Origin of the sequence: Synechococcus sp. CS-1329, from assembly GCF_025128055.1 — a bacterium.
Lineage (GTDB): Bacteria > Cyanobacteriota > Cyanobacteriia > PCC-6307 > Cyanobiaceae > Regnicoccus_A.
Window position 1 is genome coordinate 84091 of the sequence record NZ_JAHLYS010000032.1, and the last position, 15008, is coordinate 99098.

16 protein-coding genes, 2 tRNA genes and 1 rRNA gene are annotated in these 15008 nt (G+C 68.3%); 10 read left to right on the plus strand and 9 right to left on the minus strand.

Annotation, left to right across the window (positions count from 1 at the left end; translation table 11 throughout):
• Nucleotides 1-6 precede the first annotated feature (6 nt).
• The gene (der, locus tag KQ304_RS06680) at nucleotides 7-1374 is read right to left on the minus strand and encodes a ribosome biogenesis GTPase Der (protein WP_259736329.1); all 1368 of its coding nucleotides are present in this window, start codon (nucleotides 1372-1374) and stop codon (nucleotides 7-9) included.
• A gap of 58 nt (nucleotides 1375-1432) precedes the next feature.
• Nucleotides 1433-1924 carry a DUF1823 family protein gene (locus KQ304_RS06685; protein ID WP_259736342.1) on the minus strand — a complete coding sequence of 164 codons (492 nt, stop codon included), beginning with the start codon at nucleotides 1922-1924 and terminating at the stop codon, nucleotides 1433-1435.
• A 4-nt stretch (nucleotides 1925-1928) separates the two neighbouring features.
• Here KQ304_RS06685 and dusB point away from each other — a divergent pair, with 4 nt between their 5' ends.
• Nucleotides 1929-2948 carry a tRNA dihydrouridine synthase DusB gene (gene dusB / locus KQ304_RS06690; RefSeq protein ID WP_259736330.1) on the plus strand — a complete coding sequence of 340 codons (1020 nt, stop codon included), beginning with the start codon at nucleotides 1929-1931 and terminating at the stop codon, nucleotides 2946-2948.
• Here dusB and KQ304_RS06695 read toward each other — a convergent pair.
• Both KQ304_RS06695 and KQ304_RS06700 read right to left on the minus strand, forming a co-directional pair.
• The gene (locus tag KQ304_RS06695; RefSeq protein ID WP_259736331.1) at nucleotides 2861-3604 is read right to left on the minus strand and encodes a DUF4079 domain-containing protein; all 744 of its coding nucleotides are present in this window, start codon (nucleotides 3602-3604) and stop codon (nucleotides 2861-2863) included. The genes dusB and KQ304_RS06695 overlap by 88 nt on opposite strands.
• Entirely contained in the window at nucleotides 3601-4398 is a 798-nt protein-coding gene (locus KQ304_RS06700; protein ID WP_259736343.1) for a precorrin-2 C(20)-methyltransferase, read from the minus strand. The genes KQ304_RS06695 and KQ304_RS06700 overlap by 4 nt, the downstream gene beginning before the upstream one ends.
• Before the next feature lie 135 nt (nucleotides 4399-4533).
• Here KQ304_RS06700 and KQ304_RS06705 point away from each other — a divergent pair, with 135 nt between their 5' ends.
• Nucleotides 4534-5181, plus strand: coding sequence for a 1,2-dihydroxy-3-keto-5-methylthiopentene dioxygenase (locus KQ304_RS06705; RefSeq protein WP_399228639.1), 648 nt, complete (start codon nucleotides 4534-4536; stop codon nucleotides 5179-5181).
• Here KQ304_RS06705 and KQ304_RS06710 read toward each other — a convergent pair.
• Both KQ304_RS06710 and aroQ read right to left on the minus strand, forming a co-directional pair.
• Nucleotides 5099-5695, minus strand: a complete 597-nt coding sequence (locus tag KQ304_RS06710) for a tRNA-(ms[2]io[6]A)-hydroxylase (protein ID WP_259736345.1) — start codon at nucleotides 5693-5695, stop codon at nucleotides 5099-5101. The genes KQ304_RS06705 and KQ304_RS06710 overlap by 83 nt on opposite strands.
• A 17-nt stretch (nucleotides 5696-5712) precedes the next feature.
• On the minus strand, nucleotides 5713-6153 hold the full coding sequence (aroQ, locus tag KQ304_RS06715; protein WP_259736332.1) for a type II 3-dehydroquinate dehydratase: 441 nt from the start codon (nucleotides 6151-6153) through the stop codon (nucleotides 5713-5715).
• Nucleotides 6154-6190: 37 nt separating this feature from the next.
• Between aroQ and KQ304_RS06720 the strand changes: the two genes are divergently transcribed.
• The 4 genes from KQ304_RS06720 to KQ304_RS06735 all read left to right on the plus strand — a co-directional run bounded on the left by KQ304_RS06720 (nucleotide 6191) and on the right by KQ304_RS06735 (nucleotide 9160).
• Nucleotides 6191-6272 (plus strand) — tRNA-Tyr (locus KQ304_RS06720).
• 11 nt (nucleotides 6273-6283) lie between these two features.
• A tRNA-Thr gene (locus tag KQ304_RS06725) sits at nucleotides 6284-6355 on the plus strand.
• 226 nt (nucleotides 6356-6581) lie between these two features.
• Nucleotides 6582-7988: an aldehyde dehydrogenase family protein gene (locus KQ304_RS06730; RefSeq protein WP_259736333.1), complete on the plus strand. Its 1407-nt coding sequence runs from the start codon at nucleotides 6582-6584 to the stop codon at nucleotides 7986-7988.
• An 83-nt stretch (nucleotides 7989-8071) separates the two neighbouring features.
• Nucleotides 8072-9160: a LysM peptidoglycan-binding domain-containing protein gene (locus tag KQ304_RS06735; RefSeq protein WP_259736334.1), complete on the plus strand. Its 1089-nt coding sequence runs from the start codon at nucleotides 8072-8074 to the stop codon at nucleotides 9158-9160.
• Nucleotides 9161-9179: 19 nt separating this feature from the next.
• Here KQ304_RS06735 and KQ304_RS06740 read toward each other — a convergent pair whose 3' ends face one another.
• Together KQ304_RS06740 and KQ304_RS06745 are read right to left on the minus strand one after the other, a co-directional pair.
• Nucleotides 9180-10673: an ATP-dependent DNA helicase RecQ gene (locus KQ304_RS06740; RefSeq protein ID WP_259736335.1), complete on the minus strand. Its 1494-nt coding sequence runs from the start codon at nucleotides 10671-10673 to the stop codon at nucleotides 9180-9182.
• Nucleotides 10674-10678: 5 nt separating this feature from the next.
• Entirely contained in the window at nucleotides 10679-11701 is a 1023-nt protein-coding gene (locus KQ304_RS06745; RefSeq protein ID WP_259736336.1) for a hypothetical protein, read from the minus strand.
• 135 nt (nucleotides 11702-11836) lie between these two features.
• Between KQ304_RS06745 and KQ304_RS06750 the strand changes: the two genes are divergently transcribed.
• The 4 genes from KQ304_RS06750 to mtnC all read left to right on the plus strand — a co-directional run bounded on the left by KQ304_RS06750 (nucleotide 11837) and on the right by mtnC (nucleotide 14649).
• Nucleotides 11837-12046 (plus strand): photosystem I reaction center subunit IV, encoded by a 210-nt coding sequence (locus KQ304_RS06750; protein ID WP_259736337.1) that lies wholly within the window; start codon nucleotides 11837-11839, stop codon nucleotides 12044-12046.
• 162 nt (nucleotides 12047-12208) lie between these two features.
• Nucleotides 12209-13054, plus strand: a complete 846-nt coding sequence (locus KQ304_RS06755; RefSeq protein WP_259736338.1) for a DNA-formamidopyrimidine glycosylase — start codon at nucleotides 12209-12211, stop codon at nucleotides 13052-13054.
• Nucleotides 13055-13171: 117 nt separating this feature from the next.
• Nucleotides 13172-13837, plus strand: coding sequence for a methylthioribulose 1-phosphate dehydratase (gene mtnB, locus KQ304_RS06760; RefSeq protein WP_399228646.1), 666 nt, complete (start codon nucleotides 13172-13174; stop codon nucleotides 13835-13837).
• Complete coding sequence (gene mtnC, locus KQ304_RS06765) at nucleotides 13834-14649, plus strand: acireductone synthase (protein ID WP_259736339.1); 816 nt, start codon at nucleotides 13834-13836, stop codon at nucleotides 14647-14649. The genes mtnB and mtnC overlap by 4 nt, the downstream gene beginning before the upstream one ends.
• 158 nt (nucleotides 14650-14807) lie before the next feature.
• Here the strand turns inward: mtnC and rrf are convergent.
• Nucleotides 14808-14924 (minus strand): 5S ribosomal RNA (rrf, locus tag KQ304_RS06770).
• Between the last annotated feature and the right edge of the window lie 84 nt (nucleotides 14925-15008).

Genomic DNA, 15008 nt, shown 5'->3' on the forward strand with positions numbered 1-15008 from the left:
CGGGCATCAGGAGGCTGAGCGGCTCTGCTGCCGGGACAGTTCCTTCTCGGCGTCGCGCTGCTGCTTGCCGCGCCAGAACAACCGGATCGGTGAGCCATCGAAGCCCAGACCTTCGCGGATCTGGCGCTCCACATAGCGGCGGTAGGTTTCGCCGAACAGCTTCGGGTCGTTGACGAACAGGGTGAAACTGGGGGGGCGGGTCGCCACCTGGGTGCCGTAGTAGATGCGGCCCTGGCGGCCACCGCGGCTGGTGGGGGGCGAACGCCAGCTCACCGCCTCCTGCAGCACCTCATTCACCACCGAGGTGGTGACCCGGCGGCGGTGCTGCTCCACCGCCAGCAGCGCCGAGGCGAAGATGCTCTCCACCCGCTGGCCGGTGAGGGCGGAGGTGAACAGCATCGGCGCCCAGTCGAGGAAGTAGAGCTTGGCGCGCAGCTCCTTCTCCATCGCCGCCATGGTGTGGCTGTCCTTTTCGATGGCGTCCCACTTGTTCACCACGATCACGCAGGCGCGGCCGTCCTCCTCGATGCGGCCGGCCACCCGCTGATCCTGTTCGGTGACGCCATCGAGGGCATCGATCACCATCACGCAGACATCGCTGCGCTCCACCGCCTTGAAGCTGCGGGTGATGCCGAAGTATTCCGGGCCATAGCTGACGCTGCGGCGGCGGCGGATGCCGGCGGTGTCGAGCAGTTTCCAGGTTTTGCCTTCGCGCTCGATCGTGGTGTCGATCGTGTCGCGGGTGGTGCCGCGGATCGGGCTGACGATCGCCCGTGCTTCACCGCAGATGGAGTTGAGCAGGCTGGATTTGCCCACGTTGGGGCGGCCGATGATCGCCAGCTGGATCGGCTCCTCCGTGTCCTCTTCGGGGGTGGTGGGCAGAAAGCCGATCACCTGATCGAGCAGATCCCCGGTGCCGGCGCCGTGGATGGCTGAAACGGGATGGGGCTCCCCCAGACCCAGACCCCAGAAATCGGCCGCCATGGCCAGGCCCTGGTCCGGCGATTCGCACTTGTTCACCGCCAGCAGCACCGGCACCTTCTGACCGCGCAACCAGTCGGCGATCGATTGATCAGCCGCAGTGAGTCCCTGCTGGCCATCGACGATGACCACCGCCACCGACGCTTCGGCCAGGGCCAGGTTGGCCTGCTCGCGGATCTCCGGCAGGAATTCACTGTCGTCATCGAAGACGAGGCCGCCGGTGTCCACCACCCGAAAGCGCCGATCCCCCCAGAAGCCTTCCTGGTAGGTGCGATCACGGGTGACGCCGGGCTGATCGTGCACGATCGCCTCACGGCTGCGGCAGAGCCGATTCACCAGGGTGGATTTACCTACATTGGGCCGCCCAATGATGGCGACGACTGGAAGCGCCAAGAACTTTTATCTCAACAACGATGTCTTGCTTCAACCCTACAGAGTGAAGCTGCTTCCATCATCCGCCTTGATCCGCGGGCGACGTCGCCTGGCGGGGCTCCGGCAGCGGCCCCTCCTGCGGCAGCTCCTCGCCGCGGCTGGCCAGATCAGCCAGCAGCCAGCTCACGGCCGTGGCCCGGCGGGTGCGGCGCGGCACCAGCTCATCGATGCGGTAGCCAGCGAAGCCCAGCTGGGTTTTGAGCAGCTGCTTGTGCTCGGCGGGGATGGAGCGGGTGAGGCGCACGCTGGGGGGACGCTCAGCGATCAGCTCCGGCGCCTGGGGAAAGGCTTCGGCCCAGGCGGGCGGCGTGGAGGGCCCCGCCAGCCAGATCGCCCCCTGCTGCGGCTCGCCCTGCTGGGGCCCATAGCCCAGCCGGCGCCAGATCAGCTCACAGACGCAACGATCGCTGAGACGGTCGTCGAGGATCATCATCAACAGGGCCCGGCTGAGCGGCTGGGGATCCGCTGCGCCCTGCGGCTGCGACGCTGACGACGCTGACGACGCTGACATGGTCATGGCTTCCAGCTCCCTCCACGATGCACCCCTGAGCCTGCCGGGTCGCGGCACGCCGAGGAGCCTGCGCTGCCGCGTGCTGCAGTCACCCCTGGCGGGGGTGAGCGACCGAATTTTTCGTGGCTTCGTGCGCCGCTGGGCGCCCGATGCCCTGCTCTTCACCGAGATGGTGAATGCCACCAGCCTGGAGCTGGGCCATGGCGGCGACAAGCTGGCGGGACTGGAGGCGGAGCGCGGCCCGATCGCCGTTCAGCTCTTCGACCACCGACCCCAGGCGATGGCGGAGGCCGCCCGGCGGGCCGAGGGGGCCGGTGCCTTCCTGATCGACATCAACATGGGCTGCCCGGTGCGCAAGATCGCCCGCAAGGGCGGCGGCAGTGGCCTGCTGCGCGACCCGGCCCTGGCCTGCCGCATCGTCGAGACCGTGAGTGGGGCTGTGTCGCTGCCGGTCACGGTCAAGACGCGGCTGGGCTGGTGCGGCGACTCCTCCGATCCGGTGGGCTTCGCCCTGGCCCTGCAGGGGGCCGGAGCCCAGGCCCTCACCCTGCATGGCCGCACCCGAGAGCAGGGCTTCACCGGTTCAGCCGACTGGGACGCCATCGCCCGGGTGAAGCGGGCCCTCTCCATTCCCCTGATCGCCAACGGCGACATCAGCGGCCCCGAGCAGGCCATCGCGTGCCTAGAGCGCACCGGCGCCGACGGCGTGATGGTGGGCCGGGGCACGCTGGGGGCCCCCTGGCTGGTGGGCCGCATCGATGCTGCCCTCAGCGGTCAGCCGATCCCGCCGCTGCCCGGCACCCCCGAGCGGCTGGCCCTGGCGCGGGAGCACCTGGAGGCCCTGGTGGCAGCCCGGGGCGAGCAGGGGCTGCTGATCGCCCGCAAACACCTGGGCTGGACCTGCCAGGGGTTTGCCGGCGCCGCCAGCCTGCGCCATCAGCTGATGCGCGCCCCCAGCCCTGAGGCGGCACTGGCGCTGCTAGCCGGGGCCGGGCAGACGCGCTTCTCGAAGTCGCAGGAGTAGATCGCCGGCTTCTGCCAGCTCACCGGGATCTCCAGCAGGTCGCGGCTGCCGGTGATCGCCTGAACCGCCAGCAGCACCGACACCAGAATGTTCACACTCACATGCAGGCGGCGCATCTTCAGGGAACGGAAGATCTCCGGCTTGGCCGACATCGAGAACAGCATCAGGCCGGTGAGCAGCACACCGCTCCAGTAGTGAGACGCCCAGAAGGCCCCCTCGAAGGGGTTGTCGCTCAGGCGCCAGATCTCCGGCTGGCTGCCCAGCCCCAACAGACCCACCCAGGTGAGCAGCGCGAAGCTGGCCCGCAGGCTGCTGGTTTTCACCCGCCAGAGGGCCACCAGGCTGGCGAAGGTGCCCGCGCTCACCAGCAGCAGCAGGGCCAGGCGCTGGACGCCCCCCTCGAAGGCGGGCTCGGGGGTGATGAATTTGTTGGTGAAGGAATAGATCAGGGCCACCAGCACCGCCACCACCATTCCGCCGGTGAGCCAGCGGCCGTGGTCGGCATGCTCCACCCCCACCGTGGGCGGCTGGGGGTGAATCTTCAGCCGGCGCTCCCGGGCCAGCATTCCCAGGCGAACAGTGGCTCCCACCACCGGATACACAAACAGGATCACCAGCACCGGGTGAAGCAGGGAGAACCAGTCGATTGGATTCATAGGCCTTCAGGCGGTGCCTTCAGGCAAGCACCTTGACCCTGATCCGTACAGGCCGCCGCCGGCTCGGGGAGCACCTCAGGCCAACCGCAGCGCACCAGCAGCAGCGAGAAATAGGTGGCGGAGCCATCGCCTTCGGGCGGCAGCGCCGAGGCCGGCGCCAGCTGCTGCTCGGGCCAGCCCACGCGCCGGGCGAAGAGGGCCCCCTCCAGCAGCCCGAAGCGCTCCAGCAGGGGCCGCACCCAGCTCCAGCGCTGGCCCAGCTTGAGCAGGGCCAGCACCGGCCTCTGGCCCTCCGGGCAGGCCAGGGCCGTCTGCAGCAGCGCCTCCAGCTCAGCGGGCTGATCGGGGGTGGGCAGCACCTGCAGGGTCTGGCGCTGCAGGGCCAGGGGCCAGGCGCCCGCCGCCGCCGCCGCCGAGGCCGCCGTGATCCCGGGGATCAGGCGCAGCGGGCAGTGGGGGTGGTGCTCCTGCAGGGCCAGCAGCACGTAGGAGGCACTGGCGAACAGCGACACATCGCCCTCACAGAGCAGCACCACCCGCCGGCCGGCCGCCACCTCCAGGGCCAGGGCGGCGGCGGCCTGGCGCCAGGCCAGGCGCCGCGGTGGCGCCTCGGCCACCATCGGAAAGAGCAAGGGCAGCCGCCGCTGCTGCGGCCTCAGCCAGGGAGCGGCGATCCTGACGGCCATCCCCTCCGCCTCCAGCCGCGCCACCGGGTACGCCACCACTTCAGCCGCCTGGATCGCCCGCACCGCCGCCACGGTGAGCAGATCGGGATCCCCGGGGCCCACCCCCACCAGCACCAGGCCCGCTGCGGCGGCGGACTCCTGCGGCGAGCTTGCATCAACGCGATCGATCACTGGGGTGCTTCCGGCGGCGCCTGCCAGCACGCTTTCTAGGCTGGAACACGATCCCGTCGCCCCTGCGCCGCCGTGAGCCGCCTGCAGATCCACTCCGTTCATTCGCCCGCGCCGGGCCCGCTCGCCCCGTGCGAGCCCCTGCTCAGCAGCGACGACGGCGCAGTGATCGCCGCCGAGCTGGCCGCCCGCGGCCTGAGTTTCGAGCGCTGGCCGACCAACAACGAGCTGGCGGAGGACGCCGACCAGGAGGCCATCCTCAGCGCCTACGCCAGCGAGATCGTCCGCATCCAGGGCCAGAGCCGCTACCCCAGCGTCGATGCGATCCGGCTGGGCCCTGACCACCCGGACCGCCAGGCCCTGCGCTTGAAGTTCCTGGCCGAGCACACCCACGCCGAAGACGAGGTGCGCTTCTTCGTGGAGGGTCAGGGCCTGTTCTGCCTGCACATCGGCGAGGAGGTGCTGCAGGTGCTCTGCACCAGGGGCGATCTGATCGCTGTTCCCGCCGGCACCCGCCACTGGTTCGACATGGGAGCTGCGCCCCGGTTCACGGCCCTGCGCTTCTTCGAGAATCCCGAGGGCTGGGTGGCCCAGTTCACGGGCGACAGCATCGCCAGCCGCTTCCCCCTGCTCGACCCGCTCAGCTGTGCATCCGCGGCTGGGGATGCAACCGGGCCAGCAGCTGGGCTTCCTCCGCGGCCAGCTGCTCCAGCCGCTCGCTGACCACGGGGCGGGGCCAACGCCGCTCGCAGAGCACCCAGTAGAGGCCGAAATGACGGGCCTCACTGGCCAGCAGATCCCCATAGAGCTCGCGCAGCTCCGGATCGGGGCTGTGGGCGGCCAGCAGGGCCATGCGCTCGTGGCTGCGGGCCTCGATCAGGCCGGCCACCAGAAAGCTGTCGAGCATGCGCCCGGGTTCCTGGCGCCGCACCAGCTTGGAGAGGGCGGCGCCGTAGGGGGGAGCCGCCAGGGGGCGCAGGGCCTGCCCCCGCCGCCCCAGCAGAGCCAGCACCCGCTCGAAATGCTCCAGTTCCTCCCGCGCCAGGGGGCTGATGACCTCCGAGAGGGCCTCGTCGGAGGGGTAGCGGAACATCAGCTGCAGGGCCGCTCCGGCCGCCTTGCGCTCGCAGTGGGCGTGATCGATCAGCAGCTCCAGCGGATGGGCCAGGGCCTGCTCCAGCCATTGCGTAGAGCTGGGCGCCGCCAGCCAGCGCACCCGGGCCACCGGCGTTGCCATCGACGCCACTGGGGTACTCACGGGCGGCTGCGCAGGTGATCCACCAGGCCTTCGAGCGCCAGCCGGTAGCTGGTAGCCCCGAAGCCACAGATCACGCCCACGGCCCGGTCGGCGAGAAGGGAGTGATGGCGGAAGGGTTCGCGGGCATGGGTGTTGCTCAGGTGCAGTTCCACGTAGGGGATGGCCACGGCCAGCAGGGCATCGCGCAGGGCGATGGAGGTGTGGGTGTAGGCGGCGGCATTGATCAGGATGCCGGAGCTCTGGCCGCGGGCCGCCTGGATCCGGTCCACCAGGGCTCCTTCGTGGTTGCTCTGGAACCAGGCCAGCTCCACCCCCAGGGCGGCGGAGCGCTCGCTGAGGTCGTGGTGGATGGCCTCCAGGGTCCAGCTGCCGTAGAGCCCGGGCTCGCGGCTGCCCAGCAGGTTCAAGTTGGGGCCATGGAGAGCGAGCAGCTGCATGAGGGGGGTCGGCTGGTAAGTTGTCGAGGTGTGGTTCGGGTCGGTGCCCGAGTGGTTAATGGGGGCGGACTGTAAATCCGCTGGCTCTGCCTACGTTGGTTCAAATCCAACCCGGCCCACCTTTCCACATGCCCTTGTAGCTCAGTGGTAGAGCACTCCCTTGGTAAGGGAGAGGTCACGAGTTCAAATCTCGTCAAGGGCTTTTCAACCCACTGTCTTTTATATATTTTCTCAGCTGATTTTTTGCAGGCTCACAGCCCGTCAGATAGCTGTATCTTTATTCACTGCAAAGGCTGATTCAGCGGAAACTGTTGAGATCAAGCCAGGCCAAGTCTCCCGGTCGGGCACTCCATTTGGCCACAATGGATGCGGTTGCCAGCATGGGTCTGCCCCTCTGCGCTTCCCCTGCCGCCCTCGCCACCCTGTCGATGAGTCCGACCTCCCTCTCGATCGCTGTCCTGCGGGCAGCGGTGATCTCGGGCACCACCCGCCCGATCGCCTGGAGGAGGGCCCAGCTCCAGCGCCTCGACACCCTGCTGGCTGAGAACGAGCCCGCTATCCTTGGAGCACTGGCTGCCGATCTCGGCAAGCCGCCTGTGGAGGCCTACTTCGAGGTGGTGGCGGTGCGCCAGGAGCTCCGCCTGGCCCAGCAGAAGCTGAAGCGCTGGATGGCGCCGCGACCCGTTCCCCTGCCCCTCTCCCAGCGCCCCGGCCGCGCCGAGCTGGTGGCTGAACCGCTCGGCTGCGTGCTGATCATCGGGCCCTGGAACTATCCCTTTTCGCTCACGCTCCAGCCTTTGGTGAGCGCCCTGGCGGCGGGCAACACCGCGGTGCTCAAGCCCTCAGAGCAGGCGCCCCACACCTCCGCCCTGATCGCTCGGCTGGTGGCCCGCCACCTGGATCCCGAGGTGGTGCTGGTGCGCGAGGGCGCCGCCGAGGTGGCCAGCGAGCTGCTGGAGATCCCCTTCGATCACATCTTCTTCACCGGTGGTGGCCGCGTCGGCCGACTGGTGATGGCGGCCGCGGCCCGGCATCTCACCCCCGTCACCCTGGAGCTGGGGGGGCGCAGCCCCGCGATCGTGCTGGCCGATGCCGATCTGGGGGTCTCCGCCCGGCGGCTGGCCTGGGGCAAGGGCCTCAACGCCGGTCAGACCTGCATCGCCCCGGACCACCTGCTGGTTATGGAGACGGTGAAACCGGCCCTGATCGAGCGCCTGCGGGGCGAGTTCCAGCGGGCCTACGGCGACGATCCTCTCGGCTCCCCCGACCTGGCCCGCATCGTCAACCAGGCCCAGTTCGATCGCCTGCTGGCCCTGCTGGAGGTCGCCCGCCGTGCTGGCCGGGTGCTCAGCGGCGGCCAGGTGGATCCCCACACACGCCGGATCGCGCCCACCCTGATCGCCTGCCAATCGGCCAGCGAACTCCTCGGTGGCCGCGGCGGCGACGATCCGCTCCTGGCCGGCGAGCTGTTCGGCCCTTTGCTGCCGGTGGTGGGCGTGTCCGACCTGCCTGAAGCCATGGAGCTGATTCGCCGGGGAGCCAAACCCCTGGCCCTCTATCTGTTCAGCCGCAACTCAGCGGCCCAGGAGCAGGTGCTGGCCGGCACCAGTTCCGGCGGGGTCTGCATGAACGATGTGGTCATGCAGGTGGGGGTGCCGCAGCTGCCCTTCGGCGGCGTCGGCGAGAGCGGCATGGGCCGCTACCACGGCCAGGCCGGCTTCGACACGTTCTCGCATCTGCGCAGCGTGCTGCGCAGGCCCTTCCGCCTCGACCTTCCCTTCCGCTACCCGCCCTATGGCGAGCGGCTGGGCCTGATCAAACGGCTGCTGGGCTGAGAGTCAAACAGCGCCGTCCGGCTGGGCCAGGGGCTGGCGTTCCGGGAGGTTCTCCGTAAGGTTCCATCAGCTGACCGCCGTTTATGCACAGCCCGCAGCCGTTGCGCCGCGCCCTGGCCGCTCTGGCCCTGGCCCTGGTGCTGCCCATTCCCGCCCTGGCGGCCCCCCAGCACGTGGTCAAGTCAGGGGAAACGCTCTCGGAGATCGGCGAGCGCTACGGGGTGTCGGTGCAGCGATTGCTTCAGCTCAACGGCCTCAAGGACCCCAACCTGGTGGAGGCCGGCACCCGCCTGAAACTGCCTGCAGGGGCTGCGGCCAGAACCGGCGGGACCCGATCAGGGCCATCCCCCCAGGCCAGCCACAGCGTGGCCTCCGGCGAAACCCTCTCTGAGATCGCCGATCGCTACGGCCTCTCCGTGCAGAAGCTGATGGAGCTCAATGGCCTCAAGGATGCCGACCTGCTGCAGGTGGGGCAGCGCCTGAAGGTGGGGCAGGCGAAAAGCGCGTCAAAACCAGCCAAGCCCGTCGCCCCAGCCAAGCCAGAGTCCCCCTCAGCGGCGCGCGCGAAGGCCGGGGGAGTGCACGTGGTCAAGGCCGGCGAAACCCTCTCGGGACTCTCCGAGCGCTACGACGTGCCGGTGGCACGCCTCGTGAGCCTCAACAAGCTGGAGAGCCCCGACAACCTGCAGGTGGGCACCAGGCTCAACCTGGGAACGGCCAGCGGAACCCCAGCCTCCAAGCCGGCACCGGCCAAACCAGCCGCTCAACCAGCGGCCAAACCAGCACCGCCCACAGCAGCCCCCAAACCAGCGCCGAATCCCCCGACGCAAACCGAGCAGCCCGAGCAAGCCCAGCAGCCCGCCCCGGCCGTTGTCGCCCCGACCCCGGCCGCCAAACCCCAGCCAAAACCTGATCCCAGCAACACCGCCCCGCCCGACTGGCGCACCTACGGCCCCCTGCAGGTGGACTTCTCCAACTGGCGCTCCCTGGGCGGCAGCCAGGTGGCTCCGGCCCTCAACAGCAGCGGGCAGCCGGTGTTCGTGTCCATCAACTGCGCCGCCGGCAAGATCAATGCCACCGGCGAAGCGGGCGGCTGGGGCAGCTGGGAGGACCCCAGCGCCGACTACGAGGAGCAGCTGATCAAAGACACTTGCAACCTCAACGCGGGTTGAGCCACGCCGCAGGCTGAAGTCAGGCCGCCCAGCGCAGGGGCCAGGGCTGGTTGAGGTAGTGGCGTCCGGCGCTGCGCAGCCAGAGCCGCTGGCTGCCGTCGTCGCTTTCACTGATCAGCTCCTCCTGCACCAGACGGCGGGTCAGCCAGCCCCAGCGCTGCCCATCGCCGGCATGGGCCTGCTCCAGGGCCTCGGCCAGCCGGCGCAGATCCACCCCGTCCTTCTGGGCCAGGGCCTCCAGCACCCGCGCCGCATCCAGCGACCAGTCGCTGATGGTGCCGGGCCGCTGGCAGACATCGCAGCGGCCGCAGGGCGGCACCAGTTCCCCCACCGCCAGCAGCAGGGCCTGCTCGCGGCAGCCACTGCCCTCCGCCACCGCCTCCATCCGCCGCAGCTGCTGCTGGGCGATGTCGCGGCGCGGGCGCTCCTGGTCCTGCAGTTCCGGGCTCATCTGCCGGGCCGAGGCACGCATCGCCCAGCCCAGCGACAGTCGATCGGCCGGATCGAACAGCACCTGACAGCGGGCGGGTAGCCCGTCCCGGCCCGCCCGCCCCGACTCCTGCAGATAACCCTCGGCGCTGGCAGGCAGGTCGAGGTGCAGCACCAGGCCCACATCCGCGCGGTCCACCCCCATCCCGAAGGCCACGGTGGCCACCAGCACCGGCTGAGGGCTGTCCTGGAAGTGCTCCAGGGCCAGGCGGCGGCTCTCGGGATCCATGCCCGCGTGGTACGCGATCGCCTCACGACCCGTGGCGGTGAGACGGGCGGCCCAGTGCTCCACCGAGCGGCGGGTGCGCGCATAGATCAGCACCGCCCCCCGGGCCTGATCCAGCGCCTCCAGCACCAGGTTCAGGGGGTCCTCAGGGCGCCGCTGCATCGCATAGGTGAGGTTGGAGCGACGGGCCGAGCGCACCTGCACCAGCGGGCGGCGCAACTGCAGCAGGCGGATGATGTCGGCCCGCACCCGGGGGGCCGCCGTGGCGCTGAGCGCCACCAGGGGCACTCCGGGGCAGAGGCTGCGCAACTGACCCAGCCGCCGGTAATCGGGGCGGAAGTCGTGGCCCCAGGCACTGATGCAATGGGCTTCATCCACGGCCAGGGCCACCAGGCGTCCCTGCTCCAGCACCTCCTCCAGCAGCTGGCGGGTGGCCTCGGCCTGCAGCCGCTCCGGCGCCAGATAGAGCAGCCGCAGGCGGTTCTCCTCCAATCGGCGCAGCAGGACGCGGCGGCTGGGCAGATCCAGTCCCTGGTGCAGGCTGGCCGCCGGGATACCCCGCCGCTGCAGCTGAATCACCTGGTCCTGCATCAGGGCCACCAGGGGAGACACCACCAGCACCAGGCCCTGTCGCACCAGTGCCGGCAACTGAAAGCACAACGACTTGCCGGCTCCGGTGGGCATCACCGCCAGACAGTCCTGGCCGGCGAGCAGCGCCTCCACCACCGGCCGCTGCCCGGGGCGGAAGGCACTCCAACCGAAATGGCGCTGCAGCTCTGCGTCGAGCGGGTCCGTCATGGCGCTCAGGGCAGGGGCGGAGGCGTCAGCTGGTCGGGGCTCTCCTCCACCAGTTGCAGGCGGAGGCGCTTCCCACCAGAGAGCTCCCCGAGGGACACCCGCAGGGTGGTGCCGCTGAGGCTCTGCAGGGCGGTGAGCAGTTCGCGCAGATGGGGGGTGCTGCTGCCGCTCTCCACCCAGAGGCGTTCCTGCAACCCCCCCAGGCGCCGCCAGCTGGTGTGCAGCTTGAGCACGGCGCTCTCCAGCTGCTGGGCCTGGGCCACGGCATCGGCGAACAGGCCGAGGGCATCGAGCCGCTGAGCCTCCTGCAGGGCCTTCTCCAGGTTGAGATCCCCATGCTGGAAGGCGCGCACGGCGAGGCCGGCCTCGGCGGCCTTGCTCAACCAGCGGGCGGTGCTGGTCACGTCCTTGATCCGCTCCAGCTCCGGTTCCTCGCGCAGGGCGCGGCGCAGATCGTCCTGCTGGGGTTCGGGCAACTTGGCCAGCTCCCGCACCAGAGGAGCCACCACCCGGGGGGGCAGCAGGTTCTCCTGGGTGCGCTGACGGATCTCCTCGGGCAGCAGCGGGCTGGTGGCGGCCGTGAATTCATCGCTGAGACGCCGCACCTGCTTGCGGCTGATCTGTTGGCCGTCGTTGGCGGCTTCACTGATCATCAGCTGCACCTCGGGATCAGCCAGGGCTGTATCGAGGAAGGCGCGTTTGGAGAAGTTATTCACGCTCTCCTGCTGCAGAAGCCCGTCACCCACCAGGTTGTCGGCGGAATCGGCGAGCTGGATCAGGCTGTAGGCGCGGGTCTTGCTGATTTCCCGCTCCCGGAGCCACTGCAGGAAACCGGTGCCGCGGCCCTCTCCCCCCCGCTTCTCCCGGTCGCGCACCGCCCGCAGGATGCGCCCCCGCCAGATCTCCGTCTGTAGATCGAAGCGGTCACAGACAGCCCAGGCCTCCTCCAGACGGGAGAGGAACTCCATGGTGCTGATGTCGTCGCGCTCCGGATCGGGCAGCTCCAGGCTGAGGGCGGGTGCCTCCATCGACGATCCATGGCGCAATCGCCGATGCTGCCACGCAGGGCCATGGCGGCGAACGACGAAACATGACACCCGCGGTTCAGCCCCCCTCCGGGGAAGGTATCTTCCGTCTGACAGTCACCCCACAACAGCGCAGCGATGGCGATCTCCCGCGGCGACAAGGTGCGCATCAAGCGGCCCGAGTCCTACTGGTTCAACGAAGTCGGCACTGTGGCGTCGATCGACACCACCGGCATCCGCTACCCCGTGGTGGTGCGCTTCGAGAAGGTCAACTACAGCGGCTACAGCGGCTCCGAAGGCGGCATCAACACCAACAACTTCGCCGAACGCGAACTCGAAACGGCCTGACCTCCCGGCCGGATCATCCAGCACTGATCGGCCCATTCGTCCGCCCAGTCATCCACCCACTCTCTCGCCATCCGCCTGGAGCTGAGCTTCAGGCGGTTTTTTTATGCCGGAGCGCTCCACCCTGCCTGCCAGGCTGCCTGGGCCTGGATCGATGCTGAGCGGATGCCCGAGCTGCCTGAGGTGGAAACCGTGCGGCGCGGCCTGGAGCGCCAGCTCACGGCCTTCGAGATCGAGCAGGTGGAGGTGCTCAGGCCACGGGCCATCGCCGCTCCCGAGGATGTGGATCAGTTCCGGGCCGGCCTGATCGGTTGCCGGGTGGGGAGCTGGAGCCGCCGGGGCAAATATCTGATGGCTGAGCTGAGCCGCGGCGGCCAGGCTGCAGGTCACTGGGGCGTTCATCTGCGCATGACCGGGCAGTTCCTCTGGCTGGAGGAGCCCCGTGACCCCTGCCGCCACACGCGCGTGCGCTGCTGGAGCCCCCAGGGGCAGGAACTGCGCTTCATCGATGTGCGCAGCTTCGGGCAGATGTGGTTCATACCCCCAGGGAACGAGTGCTCCAGCGTGATGACAGGCCTGCAGAAGCTGGGCCCTGAACCCTTCAGCGCAGCCTTCTGCCCCACCTACCTGCAGCAGAAACTGAAGGGCTCCGTGCGGCCGATCAAGGCAGCTCTGCTGGATCAGTCGCTGCTGGCTGGGGTGGGCAACATCTACGCCGATGAATCCCTGTTCACCGCCGGGGTGGCTCCACAGCGCCGCAGCGGCAGCCTCAGCCTCGCGGAGCTGGAACGCCTGCGTGAAGCCTTGATCGAGGTGCTCGAGATCAGCATCGGATCAGGCGGCACCACCTTCAGCGACTTCCGTGATCTCAGCGGCACCAACGGCAACTACGGAGGCGTCGCCTGGGTCTACCGCCGTGGTGGTCAGCCCTGCCGGCGCTGCGGCCAACCGATCCAGCGCGAACGCCTGGGCGGGCGCAGCAGCCACTGGTGCCCCACCTGCCAGCACTGAACCTGTGGGGTGCGCATGGACAGGGTCGTGTGGGCAAGGAAATCATGGGCAAGGGGGCCGTGGAGGGGGGGGTGGGCCGTGGAGGTGCGGGAAGATGGAACGATGCCGCTGTCATTGATGGATCCTTTGGCCACATCCACGCCTGGGGGGCTGGCCATGGCCCTGAGTGGTGTCATCGCAGCGATCCATGCCAGAGGCTGGTGCGACGGCACGGGCGGTAATTTCAGCTGCGTGAGCCGCAAGGAGCCCCTGGAACTGCTGATGGCCCCCAGCGGAGTTGACAAGGGCTCGATCCAGCCCCACGACCTGATCCTGGTGAATGGCGAAGCCCAGGTGATCGAGGGCAGCGGAGCCGCCAGTGCCGAGACTCTGCTGCACCTGGAGATCGTGAAGCGCACCGGAGCCGGAGCCGTGCTGCACACCCACTCCCAGGCTGCCACCCTGCTCTCCCGTCGCGCCCTGAAGGGTGCAGAAGGCATGGACACAGACGCAGCCGTGCAGATTCAAGGATTGGAAATGCTCAAAGGCCTCGCGGGTCTGCGCAGCCACGACTGCTCCATCGCCATTCCGGTGCTGGCCAACGACCAGGATCTGCGTCGTCTCAGCCAGACCGCCTCACCACGCCTCGAAGAGGCGCCCCACGGGCTGCTGATTGCCGGTCACGGCCTCTACGCCTGGGGCCACGACCTCTTCAGCGCACGCCGCCATCTGGAAATTCTCGAGTTCCTGCTGGAGCAGAGCTGGAGAGAACTCCTGCTGCCACCGCTCGCCACCAGGCCATGACGCAGCCCACATCCACACCAGAAGCGGCCGCGGCAGAAGACAGCGCCGCTGTCAGTCAACTGACGCCTGATGCTGATCTCAGCCATGTGCTGCTGGATATCGAAGGCACCACGTGCCCGGTGAGCTTCGTGGCCGACACACTCTTTCCCTATGCAAGAACGCGGCTGGAATCCTTTCTGCTGGAGCACAGGCAGGATCCCCACCTCCAGCCCCTGCTGGCTGAACTCAACAAGGCCTATCGCAACGACTGCCACAACACTGACAGCGAAGCCATCGAGCCAGAGCCCATCGAGCCCGAGCCCCCCGATCTCCATCAACTCAGTCGTTTCCTGCGCCAGCTGATCGATGAAGACCGCAAGCTCACAGCCCTCAAGGATCTGCAGGGCTTGATCTGGAAGGAGGGTTATCACTCAGGGATTTTGCAGGCTCCCCTGTTTGCCGATGTGGCGCCGGCTCTGGAGCGATGGCAGGCCGCTGGTCTGCGCCTGGCGGTCTACTCCTCAGGGTCGGTCGCTGCACAGCAACTGCTCTATGGCTACAGCGCGGCCGGAGATCTGCGAGAGCTGTTCTGCGGCTGGTTTGACACCCGCATCGGCCGCAAACAGGATCCAGCCAGCTACTTGAAGATCGCCGAGTCCCTTGCCTCTCCACCAGCCAGGATTCTGTTTGTAAGTGACTCACTTGCCGAACTGGACGCAGCCCATAGCAGCGGGCTGAGCGTCATCTTCAGCAACAGACCAGGCAATCCAGAGCACGATCCGGGACTCTATTCCCAGCTCACTTCTTTCGGGCAGATTCAGCTGGCAGTATGAGCACAGCTCAGCAGAGGCAACCAGCGGCCCGTGGAGCAGACACAAGGTCCACTACACAAAAGGGCGGCCCTTAGGCACAAAAAAAGCCACTCAAAGGTGGCCTTTCTCGCCTCACCCCAACGCTGTTGGGGTGAGGCTTGAGCGTTCAGATTGTTTTATCCTGGCATCGAGCTATTTTTGCAGGAAGCTACCCTCCAACTATCGTCGCCGCTACTGCGTTTCACAACCGAGTTCGAGATGGATCGGAGTGGGTCCACAGTGCCATGAACACCAGGAAAGAATCTGTTCGCTCTCAGGTGATCCCTGAGAACTACATAGGTAATTGAGTGGGCTTACGCTTCCTCTGTCTGTAAACTCAG